A 16,225-nucleotide genomic window follows, 5' to 3' on the forward strand; every position below is an offset into this window, starting at 1 on the left:
TGGGGGAACTATTTTTCCTTGGGGCCCCCCCCCCCCCCCCCCCCCCCCCCCCCCCCCCCCCCCCCCCCCCCCCCCCCCCCCGGGCCCTGCGTCGTGCTGTGCGGTTGTGGATCAGCCGTGTGCGGGGGCGGATCAGTGGAAGAAGTGGCGCGTACCGGTGAAGTACATGGTCACGCCGGCCTTCTTCGCGGCCTCGACGACGAGCTCGTCGCGCATCGAACCGCCCGGCTGCACGACCGCCTTCACGCCGGCCGCGGTGAGGATCTCCAGGCCGTCGGGGAAGGGGAAGAAGGCGTCGGAGGCGGCGTACGAACCGCGCGCCCGCTCCTCGCCCGCCCGCTCGACGGCCAGCTTCGCGGAGTCGACGCGGTTGACCTGGCCCATGCCGACGCCGACCGAGGCGCCGTCCTTGGAGAGCAGGATCGCGTTGGACTTGACCGCGCGGCAGGCCTTCCAGGCGAAGGACAGCTCGGCCAGCTCCTCGGCGGAGAGGGCCTCGCCGGTCGCCAGGGTCCAGTTCGCCGGGTCGTCGCCGTCGGCCTGGAGGCGGTCGGTGACCTGGAGGAGCGCGCCGCCGTCGATCGGCTTGACCTCGACCGGGTTGGCGGGGGCGCCGTCGGCCTTGAGGACGCGGATGTTCTTCTTCTTGGCGAGGATCTCGACCGCGCCGTCCTCGTAGCCGGGGGCGACGATGACCTCGGTGAAGATCTCGGCGACCTGCTCGGCCAGCTCGACCGTCACCGGGCGGTTGACGGCGATGACGCCGCCGAACGCGGACAGCGGGTCGCAGGCGTGCGCCTTGCGGTGGGCCTCGGCGACGTCGGCGCCGATGCCGATGCCGCACGGGTTGGCGTGCTTGATGATCGCGACGCAGGGCTCGGCGTGGTCGTACGCGGCCCGGCGGGCGGCGTCGGTGTCCGTGAAGTTGTTGTAGGACATCTCCTTGCCGTGCAGCTGCTCGGCCTCGGCGAGGCCGCCCGTGCCGTCGACGTAGAGCGCGGCGCCCTGGTGCGGGTTCTCGCCGTACCGGAGCACGTTCTTGCGCTCGTACGTGGCGCCCAGGAAGTCCGGGAAGCCGGAGTCGTCGGCGGCGGCGTAGTCGTCGGCGAACCAGGAGGCGACGGCCACGTCGTACGCGGCGGTGTGCTGGAAGGCCTCGCCGGCGAGACGCTTGCGCGCGGTCAGGTCGAAACCGCCGGCCTGCACGGCCGCGAGCACGTCGGCGTACCGCTCCGGGCTGGTGACGATCGCCACGGACGGGTGGTTCTTCGCCGCGGCGCGGACCATGGACGGGCCGCCGATGTCGATCTGCTCGACGCACTCGTCCGGGGTCGCGCCGGAGGCGACGGTCTCGCGGAACGGGTAGAGGTTCACGACGACCAGGTCGAAGGGCTCCACGCCGAGCTCGGCGAGCTGCTCGCGGTGCGACTCAAGGCGCAGGTCGGCGAGGATGCCGGCGTGCACGCGCGGGTGGAGCGTCTTGACGCGGCCGTCCAGGCACTCGGGGAAGCCGGTCAGCTCCTCGACCTTGGTGACCGGCACGCCGGCCGCGGCGATCTTCCCGGCGGTGGAACCGGTGGAGACGAGCTCGACACCGGCCTCGTGCAGACCGCGGGCCAGCTCTTCGAGCCCCGTCTTGTCGTAGACGCTGACCAGCGCGCGGCGGATGGGCTTAACGGTGTCCGTGTTCACCGACATGAACCTTTCGTCCCTCAATGCGGTAGCCGTGCCGGGCGAGACGCCCCACGACGTCGACGAGCAGCGAGCGCTCGACTTCCTTGATGCGCTCGTGGAGAGCGTCTTCATCGTCCTCGTCCCGCACCTCGACCACGCCCTGGGCGATGATCGGGCCGGTGTCGACACCGTCGTCGACGAAGTGGACGGTGCATCCGGTGACCTTCGCGCCGTAGGCGAGGGCGTCACGCACCCCGTGGGCACCGGGAAAACTGGGGAGGAGCGCCGGGTGGGTGTTGACCACGCGGCCGCCGAAGCGGGCGAGGAACTCCTTGCCGACGATCTTCATGAAACCGGCCGAGACGACGAGGTCCGGCTCGTGGGCGGCGGTGGCCTCGGTCAGGGCGCGGTCCCACTCCTCGCGGGTGGCGTGGTCCTTGACCCGGCAGACGTAGGTGGGCAGCCCGGCACGTTCGGCACGCTCCAGACCGACGATTCCGTCGCGGTCGGCGCCGACGGCGACGATCTCGGCCCCGTATCCCTCGGGGTCGGCGGCGATGGCGTCGAGGAGGGCCTGCAGATTGGTACCGGACCCGGAGACCAGGACGACGAGGCGGGCGGCAGCCACTGGGTCACTCTTTCCGTGGTGTTTGTACGGTCGTACGAACGAATCGTGCCCCTCGATACGGGGAACCCTACGAATGGCGCGACCGTCAGCAACGATACCGGCACACCGGACGGCCCCCACGGGACGGGGGCGGAGCAGGGCGGTAGCGTCAGGGTCCGACGCCTGACGAACAGCGCACCGCGGCGGACGAGACAGCAGTGGAGACCACGGGTGCGGCCGTGGTCGCGACGACAGAGGGAAGACGTTCAGCAGATGCCGGAACGCCAGTCGACGAACGACGACAACCCGTTCGCAGCGCCGCCCGAGGGCCGCCCGGACCAGCCGTGGCGACCGCGGCGGCCGGAGGGTTCGGACGACGAGGCGTCCGGGGCCCCCGACGCGTCGGGCCCGTCCGACGGCCGCTGGAGCCCGCGCCAGCCCGGCCCCTCCGCCGACGGCTTCGGTCGCGGACCGGAGCGGCAGGGCGGTGGCCAGGGCGGCCCGGACGGCGGCCCCGGGCAGAACGGACCCGGCCGGAGCCAGCTCCGCTGGGACCCGACCGACCCGGCCCAGCGGCGTGCGCGGTACGCGATCCTCGCCGGCATGTGGGCCTTCTTCTTCGCCATCTTCGAGATCCCCGAACTGGCCCTCCTCCTCGGCGCCCTCGGCCTCTACTGGGCCGTCAGCTCCCTCCGGTCCAAGCCGAAGCCCCCCGCCGATCTGTCGCGGACATCACACTCCGACGCCCCGCCCGCGTCCCAGCCCTCGGGACAGGTGCCGGGTCCCGTCCCCGGTCAGGTGCCGGGGCAGGTGCCCGGTCAGGTCCCCATGCAGGGTGCGTCCGCCTCCTCCGCCCCGCTCCGCTCGATGCGGACGGCCGCGATCAGCGGCCTGGTCGCCGCGAGCGTCGCCCTGATGATCGTCGCCGTCGGCTTCACCATGCAGCTCGTCTACCGCGACTTCTACGAGTGCCGCGACGACGCCCTCACCCACGCCGGCCAGCTGGCCTGCAACGACCTGCTCCCGAAGCCGCTCCGGGCGGGATTCGGGGTACGGGAGTAGCGGCGGTCCCCGTCTAGTCGGCGGCCGGCGGCGAGGCGGGCGGGGGCGGGACGGGCCCGTCGGCGGAGGCCTCCGGCGCGGCTCCGTCGTCCGGTGCCTTCGGCTGGTCCGTGGCCCGCGCCGGTTCCCCGGGCACAGGCACCGGCCTGGCCGTGGCCTGGATCGGGACCGGCGGCGAGGGCTCCCAGGCCGCCGGAAGGTAGTCGTACGGCTCGTAGCCGGAGTCGTCGAGGCCGTCGTCGAGACCGTTGCCGAGGCCGCTGTCGAGACCGCTGTCGATGCCGTTGCCGATGCCGTTGCCGATGCCGTTGCCGTTGCCGTTGCCGAGACCCTTGCGGAGGCCTTCGGCGGGTGCCGGGGCGGCGGGTACGGCTCCGCCCGCCGCGGCCCGGTCGCCGGAGGACGCACGACGGGTACGGCCCAGGAGGGCCGACCAGGACCGGCCGGCCGGGGCCCCGGCGGCGGGGCCCGGAACGGGAGCGCCCTGGGGTGCGGGCGCCGGCAGGGGCTTCGGGCGGGGGGCACGACGGCCCCAGGCCCGTACCGCGAGCGCCGTCGGAACACCGAGGCAGGCGCCCCACAGGACCGCCGCGGCGCCCGCCTGCCACCAGACGGGCCCGAACGCGGAGAGCCGGCCGCTGCCGAGCGGGCCGCCCGCCGCGCCCGCGAGGACGGCGACGGCCGCCCCGCAGCCCCAGGCCGCACCGAGGGCCGTCAGAGCGGCGTCCCGGGCCGCCCAGGTCCGCGCCGCGCGGCCCACGCGCCCGCCCTGGACCAGGACGGCGGCCAGCGGGACCACGGCGGTCAGCCAGTGGACCCAGGTGCCGCGCCCCTCCGCCGGCAGCGCCGCGAGCAGCGGGAACGGCGGCAGGGCGGGGCCGCCGGTGAGACCGAGCGGGGTCGCGAGCGCGCCCGTGCCGAGGGTGAAGCCGGGGCCGAGGCCGTACGCCGCTCCCCACACCGCCATGTTGGGCAGCAGCGCGAGCACGAGCAGCAGGACCGTCACCCGGCCGGACCACTCCGCCGCGAGCCCCGCGAAGACGGCCTGCGCCTCGCCCGCGTGCCACGCCAGGGACACCGCCGCGGCCACCGCGCCGCCGCCCAGCAGCGTGCCGAGCCCAAGACCCGCCGCCCGCAGGGCCACCGCCGCCTGCCGCTGCCCCGGCAGCGGCCGCCCCAGCGCCGTCCACACCCCGGCGCCCGCCGCGCCCGCCACGACGGCGGGCAGCCAGAGACCCGCCGTGATCAGGTCCGCGGGCAGCGGGCCGCTCTCGCTGTAGACCACGACCACGGCCGCGACCATCAGGTATCCGCCCGCCACCGCCACCACCGCGCCACCGGCCGAGGGCCGTGGCCGGCCGCCGTCGTCGCCCGCGTCGAGGGTGTCCCGCGCGGCCCGGTGCACCAGCCACACGGGAAGCGTCACGAGCAGCATCGGTACGACCCCGAGCGGCGCCGGAAGCCCCGACAGGGTGTCCGTACGGACCAGGTCCACGCCGTGGGCCAGCAGCCAGAGGCCCGCCGCCAGATGCAGGGCCCCGCCCGGGCCTCCGTCCGGGTACGGGGAACTGATCCAGGCGGCGATCACCAGCACCGCTAGGCCGCCGAGGCCCAGCCCGGCGGCGACCCCGCCTCGGACGCAGGCGGTGGCGAGCGCGGCGGAACGGCCGCCCTGGACCAGGGGATGTTCCGTCACATGGGTCACGGGGCCATGCTCCCAACGACACGCGCTTTTGCGCCGTAACAGGCAAACTTCCGTTGTGTCGCTCAAGATACGTTTATGTACTTTTCCGCCCACAGAAGCGCTGCGGGAGGTCGACACCGATGAGCCGGAGCACCGCGGATTCCGCCCCCTCCCTCACCCTCCCGACCCCCAAAGAGCGGCGCAGGTTGCGCGAAGCCCTCTCCCTCACCGAGGAGCAGGTCGCCGAGGCCATGGGCGTCACGAAAGCCACGGTCAAAGCCTGGGAAACCGGCCGCTCATCCCCCCGCGGCCGCAAACGCGAGGCGTACGCGAAGCTGCTCGGCGCGCACGAGGACACGTCCGCGGGAGCGCCGCCGGCCTCACCGCCGGAGACGCCGTCTCCGGCGCCCGCACCCGCGCCCGTGAAGCCGCCCGCGTCCGCGGCGGGGGCTTCGCAGGCGGCTGCCGCGGCGAGCGGGCCGGCGGCGAAGCCGCAACCGAAGGCGGCCGGTGCGGGCTCGGGCACCGTGCGGCCGAAGGCGGCCGCGAAGCGGGCGGCGAAGCCGCCGAAGGCGCCGTCGCCCGCACCGGCCATCGGGTCCGGGCCGGCCCGGAAAGCCGTGCAGAGGCCGCAGGAGCGGCTGAAACCGGTGGTCGCGGCGGAGCCGGAGGCCGGCTTGTCCGCCGGCGAGGCGGCCGACGCGGGGCAGGCGGCCGACGCGGGGCAGGTCGTGCCGGGGCTCACGCCTGAGCAGGCGTTCGACGCCTTGTACGCGCACGCGGCGCCCGGGCTCGTCCACCAGACGTATCTGCTGACGGGGCGCCGCAGGCTGTCCCGGGAGTCCGTGGAGCACGCGTTCCACCACGCGTGGGACCACTGGCCCGAGGTGGCCGTGGACGCCGACCCGGTGGGGTGGGTGCGGGCGGCGGCGTACGAGTACGCCCTGTCGCCCTGGCACCGGCTGCGCAGGGCGCACAAGCACCCCGACTCCCCGCCGACGGAGGCGAACCGGCGGGCGCTGCTCGGCGCGCTGCTCGAACTGCCGCCGCCGTACCGCCGTACCGTCCTGCTCTACGACGGCCTCGGGCTCGACCTGCCGGAGACGGCGGCCGAGACGGAGGCGAGCACTCCGGCGGCCGCGAACCGGCTGCTGCACGCGCGTACGGTCCTCGGGCAGCGGGTCCCCGAGCTGTCCGACCCGGAGGCCCTGCACCGGCGGCTGAGCGAACTGGTCGCGGAGGCGCCGACGGCGACCCTCCCGGCGGCCCGTACGGTCCGGACGGGCGGCGAGCGGCGGAACCGTACGTGGACGCGGGCGGTGCTGGGCGTGACGGCGGTCCTCATCGGCGTCACGGGCTTCACGGCGGCGACCGCCCCCACCCGCTACATCCCGGTCAACGCCCCCGGCGAGACCGTCAACGGGGTCCCCGTGCGCGGCGGCCCGCAGAAGCTCAAGCCCGAGGACCTGGAGCTCCGCGACAAGCTGCGCTCCGAGCCCAACCCCGGGCCGGAACGCCTGGTCCCGAAGGCCGAGTAGCGGCCGCCCGTACTGCGGGCCGCCGACGCGAGAGGGCCCCGCCCTCGCCCGGGTGACCGGGCGGGGGCGGGGCCCTCTTCGTACAGCTCGTACAGCTCGTACAGCTAGCGGCTTCAGCCCGCGAGGATCGCGCGCGCCAGCTTGGCCGTCTCGGTCGGCGTCTTGCCGACCTTGACGCCCGCGGCCTCAAGGGCCTCCTTCTTCGCCTGGGCGGTGCCGGAGGAGCCGGAGACGATGGCGCCGGCGTGGCCCATGGTCTTGCCCTCGGGCGCGGTGAAGCCCGCGACGTAGCCGACGACCGGCTTGGTGACGTTGGCCTTGATGAAGTCGGCCGCACGCTCCTCGGCGTCGCCGCCGATCTCGCCGATCATGACGATCAGGTCGGTGTCGGGGTCCGCCTCGAACGCCGCGAGGGCGTCGATGTGCGTGGTGCCGATGACCGGGTCGCCACCGATGCCGACGGCGGAGGAGAAGCCGAGGTCACGGAGCTCGTACATCATCTGGTACGTCAGCGTGCCGGACTTCGAGACCAGGCCGATGCGGCCCGGCTTCGTGATGTCGCCCGGGATGATGCCGGCGTTGGACTGGCCCGGGGTGATGAGACCGGGGCAGTTCGGGCCGATCAGGCGGGTCTTGCCGCCCTGCGCCACGGCGTACGCGTAGAACGCGGCCGAGTCGTGGACGGCGATGCCCTCGGTGATGACGACGGCGAGGGGGATCTCCGCGTCGATCGCCTCGACGACGGCGGCCTTCGCGAAGGCCGGCGGCACGAAGAGGACCGAGACGTTGGCGCCGGTCTTCTCCATGGCCTCGGCGACCGTGCCGAAGACGGGGATCTCGGTGCCGTCGAAGTCGACGGAGGTGCCGGCCTTGCGCGGGTTCACGCCGCCGACGATGTTGGTGCCGTCACCCAGCATGAGCTTGGTGTGCTTCATGCCCGTGGCACCGGTCATGCCCTGGACGATGACCTTGCTGTCCTTGTTGAGGAAGATAGCCATGGCTGTGGTTTCCCCTGTCCCTTACTTCGCAGCCGCGAGCTCGGCGGCCTTGTCGGCCGCGCCGTCCATGGTGTCCACGCGCTGCACGAGCGGGTGGTTGGCGTCGGACAGGATCTTGCGACCCAGCTCCGCGTTGTTGCCGTCGAGGCGCACGACCAGCGGCTTGGTGACCTCTTCGCCCTTGGAGGCGAGGAGCTCCAGGGCCTGGACGATGCCGTTGGCGACCTCGTCACAGGCGGTGATGCCACCGAAGACGTTGACGAAGACGGACTTGACGTCCGTGTCGCCCAGGATGATCTCCAGGCCGTTCGCCATGACCTCGGCGGAGGCGCCGCCGCCGATGTCGAGGAAGTTGGCCGGCTTCACGCCGCCGTGGTTCTCACCGGCGTACGCGACGACGTCCAGGGTCGACATGACCAGGCCGGCGCCGTTGCCGATGATGCCGACCTCGCCGTCGAGCTTGACGTAGTTGAGGCCCTTGGCCTTGGCGGCAGCCTCGAGCGGGTTGGCTGCGGCCTTGTCCTCGAGCGCCTCGTGCTCCGGCTGACGGAAGTCGGCGTTCTCGTCGAGAGACACCTTGCCGTCGAGGGCCAGGATGCGGCCGTCCTTGGTCTTGACCAGCGGGTTGACCTCGACGAGGAGCGCGTCCTCGGCGACGAAGGTGTCCCACAGGGTGACCAGGACCTCGGCGACGCCCTCGGCGACCTCGGCCGGGAACTTGGCCTGCGCGACGATCTCGCGGGCCTTCTCCAGGGTGACGCCGTCGTTGGCGTTGACCGGGACCTTCGCGAGGGCCTCGGGGGTCTTCTCCGCGACCTCCTCGATGTCCATGCCGCCCTGCACCGAGGCCATGGCCAGGAAGGTGCGGTTGGTGCGGTCGAGGAGGTACGAGACGTAGTACTCGGCCTCGATCTCCGGGGACAGCTCGGCGATCATCACCTTGTGGACCGTGTGGCCCTTGATGTCCATCCCGAGGATGTCCGTCGCGCGGGCGACGGCCTCGTCCGGGTCGGCGGCCAGCTTGACGCCGCCGGCCTTGCCGCGGCCGCCGACCTTCACCTGGGCCTTGACGACGGACTTGCCGCCAAGACGCTCGGTGGCCTCGCGCGCCGCCTCGGGCGTGTCGATGACTTCACCGGCCAGCACAGGCACACCGTGCTTGGCGAAGAGGTCCCTCGCCTGGTACTCGAACAGGTCCACGCCAGTCCGTCCCTTTTCTGAAGATCGCGGTTCGTTGTCTGCGTGGGCGTGCCGCGGAGGGCAACGTGACTGCGCTGTCACAAGGGAGGCGTACACGGTGACCGTGGACGCGGCATGTCCGTCTCGCAGGTTATCCCCGTGGGACGTAGGTCCCTAAATCGCAGATCACAACCGAGCGGTGATACGGGTCACAGATCGTAGGGGCCGCTGGGCGGTCCGTAGGGGCCGCGGTGCACCCGCCCGCGGCGCCCACCTCAGGCGGCGCTTGGCCTCCCGCCCCCTCACGACGCGCCCGGCCTCCAGGTGAGGGCCTCCCGGACGCCTCTGTGATATGGGACTCAGTCGCCCCCCGGACACCCGACCGGGTGGTCCTCCGGCTACGGAATCCGCACCCGCCCACGGGCCCCGCGCCTGCGGATTCCGCACCTGCCGGGGCGGGGCCGGCGGCTGCCGGGGCGGTACGGGTCGGGGCGGGCCGGGCCACGCGCGGTCAGGGGGCGGGTATCGGCAGGGGGCGCTTCTCCAGGGCGGCGGCCATGATCTCCGGGAAGTGGTCGGGGGTGCAGGCGAAGGCCGGGGCGCCGAGCTCGGCGAGCGCCGCCGCGTGATCGCGGTCGTAGGACGGCGCGCCTTCGTCGGAGAGCGCGAGCAGCGTCACGAACTGGACGCCCGAGGCCTTCATCGCCGCGACCCGCTTCAGCATCTCGTCGCGGATGCCCCCCTCGTACAGGTCGCTGATGAGGACGACGACGGTGTCGGCGGGCCGGGTGATCCGGGACTGGCAGTACGCGAGGGCGCGGTTGATGTCGGTGCCGCCGCCCAGCTGGGTGCCGAAGAGGACGTCGACCGGGTCGTCGAGCCGTTCGGTCAGGTCGACGACGGCGGTGTCGAAGACGACGAGCCGGGTCGCGATCGACCGCATGGAGGCGAGGACCGCGCCGAAGACGGAGGCGTACACGACGGACGCGGCCATGGAACCGGATTGGTCGACGCAGAGCACCACCTCCTTCCGCACCGCCCGCGAGGCGCGCCCGTGGCCGACCAGCCGCTCGGGCACGACCGTGCGCTGCTCGGGCAGGTAGTTCTTGAGGTTCGCGCGGATCGTCCGGTCCCAGTCGATGTCCCGGTGCCGGGGGCGGCTGATCCGCGCCGAACGGTCGAGGGCCCCGGTGAGCGTCGCCCGGGTGCGGGCGGCCAGGCGCTTCTCCAGGTCCTCGACGACTCTGCGCACGACCGCCCGCGCGGTCTCCCTGGTCGTCTCCGGCATCGCCTTGTTCAGCGAGAGCAGGGTGCCGACGAGGTGCACATCGGCCTCCACGGCCTCCAGCATCTCCGGCTCGAGCAGCAGGGTCGCGAGCCCGAGCCGGTCGATCGCGTCCCGCTGCATGACCTGGACGACCGGGCCGGGGAAGTACGTGCGGATGTCGCCCAGCCACCGCGCGACGGACGGCGCCGAGCCCCCGAGCCCCGCCGTCCGGTCCCTGCCTCCGCGCTCGGCGGCTCGGCCCTTGTGGTCGTAGAGCGCGCCGAGCGCCCCGTCCATCGCCGCGTCCGTGCCGGCCAGCGCCCGCCCGGTCCCCTCGGCCTCCCCGCCGCCGAGGACGAGCCGCCACCGCCGCAGCCGCTCGTCGTCCCGGCTGCCGCTCGCCGCGGCTCCGCCCGTCGCGGTGCGCCCGCCGGTGGGCTTGTCGATGGGCTTGTTGATGGGCTTGTCGATGGGCTCGTCGATGGGCTCGTCGATGGTCATGCGGCGACCTCCGTGCCGAGGATGAGGTGGAGGAGGGGCAGGACCGCGTCCGCCCGCTCGTGGTCGAGCCCGGCGGCGAACCCGGGCGTGGCACCGGGCGCCGGGCGGCCCCCGGGCCCTGAGCCCGGGCCTCGGGCGATCAGCTCGCCGAGGGTGCGGCGGACACCCGGCTCGTATCCGGAGAACGTGCGGCGCAGCAGCGGCAAGACGTCGGTGAACGCCCCGTCCGGTACGGACGTCAGCCAGCCGTCGACCAGGCCGAGCAGCCGCTCGTCGTGGACGAGGAGCAGACCCCCGCCGGACGCCCCTCCGGCGAACCCGTCGATCCACGCGGCCGCTTCGCCCGGCGGAGTCCCCGGCGACAGCGCCCGGCTCATCAGCCGCGCTGCCTCCTCCTCGCCGATCCGCCCCTCGTCGAGCAGGATCCGCGCCGCTCTCCCCCGCAGCACCCCGGGTGTCCCCTCCCTCCCGGCCACCCGCCGCAGCACCCCGGCCCAACGCCCGGCGAGCCCACCGCCTTCGGCGGCGTACTCGTCCGCCTGGTCGCCGTCGGCCCCACGGGCCCGGCCGGCGGGGACGTCGGGGCCGGGCGGGCCCGGGGAGAGCAGGCCGATGGCCGTGTGGACCTCGTCGAGGTGGTCGCGCATGGCGGTGGCGGCGTCCGGGGCGAGGGCGGCGCAGGCCGGAGGGAGGGCGACGCAGATGCGTTCGGCGAGGCCGGCGGCGACTTCGGCGAGGGCGCCGGTGTCGGTGGCGCGGACGTCGCCGTAGCGGAGGGAGCGGGCGAGGGCGGGGAGGGCCTGGGCGAGGTGGGCGACGTCGGTGTCGAGGGCGGCGCGGTCGGCGAGGGAGCGCATGACGACGGGGAGGGCGTCGGCGAGGCCGGCGAGGAGGCACTGCTCGGCGAGGGCGGTGACGTCGGCGAGCGCGGTGGCGGACAGGGCCCGGGCTTCGGCCTTGGCGGTGGCGGCGGCCTCGACGGTGGTGCCCCAGACGCCGGCTTCGGCGACCTGGACGTGGAGTTCGGGCTCCCAGCGCAGCCGCCAGGTCTCCCGGAAGGTGCCGGTGCCGGTCCGCCCGGCGGACGGTTCGCCCCAGGCCACTCCGAGGAGCCGCAGCCGGTGCAGGAGCCGGCTGCGCTCGGCGTCCGTCTCCTTGCGGAGGTCGAGTTCGAGTTCGCGTTCCCGCGCCTCGGGTTTGAGGCGCAGGGTGCGCTGGCGGCGGCCGAGGTCACGCTGGAGGGGGACGGCGGGGGCGCCCGCGGGGACTTCGCCGAGGACGTCGCCGACGACGAGGCGGTCCCTGACGAGGCCGAGGGGCACGTCGGAGCCGTCGCAGAGGACGGCGCGGACGGCGTCGGTCGTCTCGTCGAGGCCGGGGCGCGGCCGGCCGCGCAGTGCGGCGAGGGTCTCGGCGAGCCGGACGGCCTCGATGACGTGGGCGGAGGAGACGGGGTGGTCCTCCGCCCTGAGGAGCCCTGCGACCTTGGTGATCCAGCGTTCGACGGGCCGGTCGGGGGCGGTGAAGAGGTGCCCGTACCAGCCGGGGGCCTCGATGCCGGCGCCGTATCCGGAGCGGCGGGCGAGCCTGCGGTGGGTCCAGGGCACCCAGGTCGTCTCGGTCCGCACCTTGGGGAGGCCCTTGAGGAGCGCCCGGTCGGCGGCGACGGTGGTCCTGCGGGTGAGGGCGGGGACGTGCCAGGCGCCGCACACGACGGCGATGCCGTCCCCGAACTCCTTGCGGGCGGCCCGCAGCCGGAGCCGCATGTGCGCCTCGCGGACGAGGTCGCGGGGGTGGCCGCCGTGCCCGTACGCCTCGCGCAGGGCGCCCATCGCCTCGGCGAGGGCCTCGAACGGGGCGGTGGGGTCGCCGTCGCCGCGCAGCTCGACGACGTCCTCCCACCACCGCTCGGCGTCCTCGTACCCGGCGGCCGCGGCGAGTTCGGCGACCGGGTCGATCCGCGCGCCGCCCCCGGTCACCTCGTCCTCCCCGTCGTCCCAGGTCGGGTCGGCGGCCGCGAGGGTGTGCGCGGCGGGCAGGTCGATGAACCGGACGGCGGCTCCCCGTTCGACCGCCCAGCGGATCGCGACCCACTCGGGCGAGAACTCCGCCATCGGCCAGAACGCCGCCCGCCCCGGGTCGTCCACCGCGTGCGCGAGCAGTGCGACCGGCGGCCGCATGTCCTCCTCCCCCGCCAGCGCCACCAGCGCGTCGCCCTCCGCGGGCCCCTCGACCAGCACGGCGGCCGGCTCCGCCGCCTCCAGCGCCGCCCGCACCCCCCGCGCCGACCCGGGCCCGTGATGCCGCACCCCGAGCAACAACGGCCGGGCCTCGACCGCCGGAAACGCCCCGGCCCCGGCAGCCGGATTCGCGCCTGCGGGCCGCCCACGCCCGGCGGGCGCCACGCGTCCTGCGGGTGCCACGCGGTCGGCTCCGGCGGGCGCCACGCGCTCTTCCCCGGTCACGTGCTCACCTCGCGGCAGGCGCGGTAGAAGTCCTTCCAGCCGTCTCTTTCCCGGACGACCGTCTCCAGGTACTCCTGCCAGACGACGCGGTCGGCCGCGGGGTCGCGGACGACGGCGCCGAGGATGCCGGCGGCGATGTCGGTGGGGCGCAGGACGCCGTCGCCGAAGTGGGCGGCGAGGGCGAGTCCGCCGGTGACGACGGAGATGGCCTCGGCCGTGGAGAGCGTCCCGGAGGGGGATTTGACCTTGGTGCGCCCGTCGGTGGTGACGCCGTCGCGCAGTTCGCGGAAGACGGTGACGACCCGTCGGATCTCATCGGCTCCGGCGGGCGCGGCGGGCAGTTCCAGGGCGCGGCCGAGCTGCTCGACGCGGCGGGTGACGATGTCGACCTCGGCCTCGGGGGTGGCGGGCAGCGGCAGGACGACCGTGTTGAAGCGGCGGCGGAGTGCGCTGGAGAGTTCGCTGACGCCCCGGTCGCGGTCGTTGGCGGTGGCGATGAGGTTGAAGCCGGGGACGGCCTGCACTTCCTGGCCGAGTTCGGGGACGGGCAGCGTCTTCTCGGAGAGGATCGTGATGAGGGTGTCCTGGACGTCGGCGGGGATGCGGGTGAGCTCCTCGACGCGGGCGGTCATGCCCTGGGACATGGCCCGCATGACGGGGCTGGGCACGAGGGCTTCCCGGTCGGGGCCGTGGGCGAGGAGCCGGGCGTAGTTCCAGCCGTACCGGATGGCTTCCTCTGGGGTGCCGGCGGTGCCCTGGACGAGGAGGGTGGAGTCGCCGCTGACGGCGGCGGCGAGGTGCTCGGAGACCCAGGTCTTGGCGGTGCCGGGGACGCCGAGCAGGAGGAGTGCGCGGTCGGTGGCGAGGGTGGTGACGGCGACTTCGACGATGCGGCGCGGGCCCACGTACTTGGGGGAGATCACCGTCCCGTCGGGGAGGGTGCCGCCGAGGAGGTAGGTGGCGACGGCCCAGGGCGAGAGGCGCCAGCGGGCGGGCCGGGGGCGGTCGTCGGCGGCGGCGAGCGCCGCGAGTTCGCCGGCGAAGGCGTGCTCGGCGTGCGGCCGCAGGACTTCGGTGGTGGTCTGCGGCCGTCCCGGTCCGGTGTCCGTCTCGACACCGGAACCGGGCTTCGCGATGGTTTCGGGCACGGGCATGGATCCCCCTCCAGATCGTTCGACCTGCTGTGTGATCCACGGTGCACCATGCCACTGACAACGGGCCGCCTCCGCTGGTCAGAGGCGATTCGGCGGCCCTGTCGGCGACTTGAGGGAGGGTCAGCCCATGATCGGCGAGACGGCGACGCAGCCGCCCGCCATCGCCTGCTCGCCCTTGGCTTCCTTGATGACCTTGCCCTTGTAGACGACCTTGCAGGTGAGGTCGGCGGTGTCGGTGGTCGATATCGGCATGACGGCCGGCGGCATGATCCCCTTCAGGGTCACCGTCTTCGTCCAGGGCGTGGTGGGCTTCTTCTCCGACTCGACGTGCGGTGCCATCGCGGTGCCGTCGCCTGCGTGGTAGTCGATCGACTCGACGCCCTTGCCGCTGACCTCGTAGGTGACCTCGTAGCTCTCGCCGACGGACTTGTCGACCTTGTCGGCGGCCTTGTCGGCGGCCGCCGAGCAGGCGCCGAGGCCGAAGGCGAGGCCGGTGACGGCGAGGGCCGAGACGGCGGTGCGGACGGTGCGATTCATGGCGGGGTTCCCCCAGGAACGTGGTGCGGAACGAACGGTCGGTTTGCGCAGGGAATCGTAAAGGGACAGTAAAGTCAAATCGTCTCTTCCGGAGTCGTCAGGTCGGCCGCCGCCCCCGCGCCGGCCCGGCCCCGCCGACGAACGCCCAGGCCAACGGCGTTGTCAGTGGCGGCCTCTACGGTCGATGACATGAATGCCATGGGGGTGCGCTGGACGGCTGGACAGGTGCTGGCACTGGCTCCTGACGACGCCTCGCGCAGAGCGGGAAGCAAGCTCGGCGCGGCCGGGCCGTGGTCCGGGACGGGCCGCGGGGACGGCGCCGTCTGGGGCCTGTGCAAGGGCAGCGGCGGCGCGCCGTACCGGACGGCCGTCGACACGACGGGCCCCGCGTACGCGTGCAGTTGCCCCAGCCGCAAGTTCCCGTGCAAGCACGCCCTCGGCCTGCTGCTGCTCCAGGCCTCGGACCCGGGCGCGATCCACGACTCGACCGCGCCCGACTGGGCCGCCGAATGGCTCAGCGGGCGCCGCGAGCGCGCCGAGGGCAAGGCGCCGCCGACCGGGGCCGCCCCCGGGGCTCCGGCCTCCGCCCCCGCCGATCCGGAGGCCGCGCGCCGCAGGGCCGAGCGCCGGGCCGCCCGGATCACCGCGGGCGCCCAGGAGTTGGAGCAGCGGCTCGCCGACCTGCTGCGCGGCGGTCTGGCGACGGCCGAGCAGAGCGGGTACGGCCTGTGGGAGGAGACGGCCGCCCGGATGGTCGACGCCCAGGCGCCGGGCCTCGCGGGCCGGGTCAGGGAGCTGGGGGCGATACCGGGTTCGGGGCCCGGCTGGCCCGTGCGCCTCCTGGAGGAGTGCGCGCTCACCCACCTCCTCGACCGGGCCTGGCTGGGCGCCGACCGGCTGCCCGCCGAGTTCGCCACGACCGTACGGACCCGGGTCGGCCTCACCGCCCCGGTCGAAGGGGCCCCGGTGCGCGACCACTGGCAGGTCCTCGCCCAGTACGACACCTCGGACGCCCGGCTGACGACCCGGCGGATCTGGCTGCACGGCACGGCGAGCCGGCGCACCGCGCTGCTGCTCTCGTTCGGGGCGGCGGGCCGTGCGCCCCGTCTGGCCTTCCCCGTCGGCGCCGTGCTCGACGGGGAACTGACCCCGCATCCGGGCTCCGGCCGGCTGCGGGCCGAGCCGGGCGAGCACTTCGCCCCCGTCGCGGGTCCCGCCGCCCCGCCGCCGGGCGGCCCGGTCGCCGAGGGCCTCGACGCCTACGGGCGCGCGCTGCGCGACGACCCGTGGCTCGACTCCTGGCCCGTGACGCTGCGGGACGTCGTACCGGCCCGTGCGGAGTACGGCTGGCAGCTCGCCGACGCGGACGGCCGCGAGGCGCTGCCGCTCACCCCCGCCGCCCAGACCCGTCCCGGCCTGTGGCGCCTCGTCGCCCTGTCCGGCGGCGCCCCCCTGACCGTCTTCGGAGAGTGCGGCCACCGCGGCTTCACCCCCCTCGCCGCCTGGTCCCCCGAGGCCCCCGGCGAGACCGTCCCCCTCATATGACCCCCGGCCACCGC

12 protein-coding genes are annotated in these 16,225 nt (G+C 74.4%); 3 read left to right on the forward strand and 9 right to left on the reverse strand.

Annotated features, from left to right (window positions below):
* Positions 1 to 132 precede the first annotated feature (132 nt).
* Both purH and purN read right to left on the reverse strand, forming a co-directional pair.
* The gene (gene purH / locus ACZ7G1_RS27645) at positions 133 to 1,698 is read right to left on the reverse strand and encodes a bifunctional phosphoribosylaminoimidazolecarboxamide formyltransferase/IMP cyclohydrolase (RefSeq protein ID WP_470879893.1); all 1,566 of its coding nucleotides are present in this window, start codon (positions 1,696 to 1,698) and stop codon (positions 133 to 135) included.
* Entirely contained in the window at positions 1,673 to 2,302 is a 630-nt protein-coding gene (gene purN, locus ACZ7G1_RS27650; RefSeq protein ID WP_470879891.1) for a phosphoribosylglycinamide formyltransferase, read from the reverse strand. Before purN ends, purH begins: the two co-directional genes overlap by 26 nt.
* A gap of 252 nt (positions 2,303 to 2,554) precedes the next feature.
* On the opposite strand from purN, the gene ACZ7G1_RS27655 reads away from it, so the two are divergent.
* Complete coding sequence (locus tag ACZ7G1_RS27655; protein ID WP_470879889.1) at positions 2,555 to 3,343, forward strand: hypothetical protein; 789 nt, start codon at positions 2,555 to 2,557, stop codon at positions 3,341 to 3,343.
* A gap of 13 nt (positions 3,344 to 3,356) precedes the next feature.
* On the opposite strand, the gene ACZ7G1_RS27660 is transcribed toward ACZ7G1_RS27655, so the two are convergent.
* Positions 3,357 to 5,048, reverse strand: a complete 1,692-nt coding sequence (locus tag ACZ7G1_RS27660) for a cell division protein PerM (protein ID WP_470879887.1) — start codon at positions 5,046 to 5,048, stop codon at positions 3,357 to 3,359.
* 119 nt (positions 5,049 to 5,167) lie between these two features.
* Between ACZ7G1_RS27660 and ACZ7G1_RS27665 the strand changes: the two genes are divergently transcribed.
* A complete protein-coding gene (locus tag ACZ7G1_RS27665; protein ID WP_470879885.1) occupies positions 5,168 to 6,565 on the forward strand; it encodes a sigma factor-like helix-turn-helix DNA-binding protein in 1,398 nt (465 codons plus the stop codon).
* Between the two features lie 113 nt (positions 6,566 to 6,678).
* Here ACZ7G1_RS27665 and sucD read toward each other — a convergent pair whose 3' ends face one another.
* The 6 genes from sucD to ACZ7G1_RS27695 all read right to left on the reverse strand — a co-directional run bounded on the left by sucD (position 6,679) and on the right by ACZ7G1_RS27695 (position 14,666).
* Positions 6,679 to 7,563, reverse strand: a complete 885-nt coding sequence (gene sucD / locus ACZ7G1_RS27670) for a succinate--CoA ligase subunit alpha (protein ID WP_470879883.1) — start codon at positions 7,561 to 7,563, stop codon at positions 6,679 to 6,681.
* Between the two features lie 21 nt (positions 7,564 to 7,584).
* Entirely contained in the window at positions 7,585 to 8,763 is a 1,179-nt protein-coding gene (gene sucC, locus ACZ7G1_RS27675) for an ADP-forming succinate--CoA ligase subunit beta (RefSeq protein ID WP_470879881.1), read from the reverse strand.
* Between the two features lie 490 nt (positions 8,764 to 9,253).
* Complete coding sequence (locus ACZ7G1_RS27680) at positions 9,254 to 10,510, reverse strand: vWA domain-containing protein (RefSeq protein ID WP_470879879.1); 1,257 nt, start codon at positions 10,508 to 10,510, stop codon at positions 9,254 to 9,256.
* Entirely contained in the window at positions 10,507 to 12,975 is a 2,469-nt protein-coding gene (locus ACZ7G1_RS27685) for a DUF5682 family protein (protein WP_470879877.1), read from the reverse strand. The genes ACZ7G1_RS27680 and ACZ7G1_RS27685 overlap by 4 nt, the downstream gene beginning before the upstream one ends.
* Complete coding sequence (locus ACZ7G1_RS27690; RefSeq protein WP_470879875.1) at positions 12,972 to 14,129, reverse strand: ATP-binding protein; 1,158 nt, start codon at positions 14,127 to 14,129, stop codon at positions 12,972 to 12,974. The genes ACZ7G1_RS27685 and ACZ7G1_RS27690 overlap by 4 nt, the downstream gene beginning before the upstream one ends.
* Before the next feature lie 120 nt (positions 14,130 to 14,249).
* Positions 14,250 to 14,666, reverse strand: a complete 417-nt coding sequence (locus ACZ7G1_RS27695) for an MmpS family transport accessory protein (protein WP_470879873.1) — start codon at positions 14,664 to 14,666, stop codon at positions 14,250 to 14,252.
* A gap of 189 nt (positions 14,667 to 14,855) precedes the next feature.
* Here ACZ7G1_RS27695 and ACZ7G1_RS27700 point away from each other — a divergent pair, with 189 nt between their 5' ends.
* Positions 14,856 to 16,211, forward strand: coding sequence for an SWIM zinc finger family protein (locus ACZ7G1_RS27700; RefSeq protein ID WP_470879871.1), 1,356 nt, complete (start codon positions 14,856 to 14,858; stop codon positions 16,209 to 16,211).
* Positions 16,212 to 16,225: the final 14 nt, after the last annotated feature.

This window comes from Streptomyces sp. NPDC037273, from assembly GCF_055603625.1.

Coding starts and splice junctions, on each gene's coding strand:
- purH (WP_470879893.1), bottom strand. CDS start 1,698: ATGTCGGTGAACACGGACACCGTTAAGCCCATCCGCCGCGCGCTGGTC.
- ACZ7G1_RS27655 (WP_470879889.1), top strand. CDS start 2,555: ATGCCGGAACGCCAGTCGACGAACGACGACAACCCGTTCGCAGCGCCG.
- ACZ7G1_RS27665 (WP_470879885.1), top strand. CDS start 5,168: ATGAGCCGGAGCACCGCGGATTCCGCCCCCTCCCTCACCCTCCCGACC.
- sucD (WP_470879883.1), bottom strand. CDS start 7,563: ATGGCTATCTTCCTCAACAAGGACAGCAAGGTCATCGTCCAGGGCATG.
- ACZ7G1_RS27680 (WP_470879879.1), bottom strand. CDS start 10,510: ATGACCATCGACGAGCCCATCGACGAGCCCATCGACAAGCCCATCAAC.
- ACZ7G1_RS27690 (WP_470879875.1), bottom strand. CDS start 14,129: ATGCCCGTGCCCGAAACCATCGCGAAGCCCGGTTCCGGTGTCGAGACG.
- ACZ7G1_RS27695 (WP_470879873.1), bottom strand. CDS start 14,666: ATGAATCGCACCGTCCGCACCGCCGTCTCGGCCCTCGCCGTCACCGGC.
- ACZ7G1_RS27700 (WP_470879871.1), top strand. CDS start 14,856: ATGAATGCCATGGGGGTGCGCTGGACGGCTGGACAGGTGCTGGCACTG.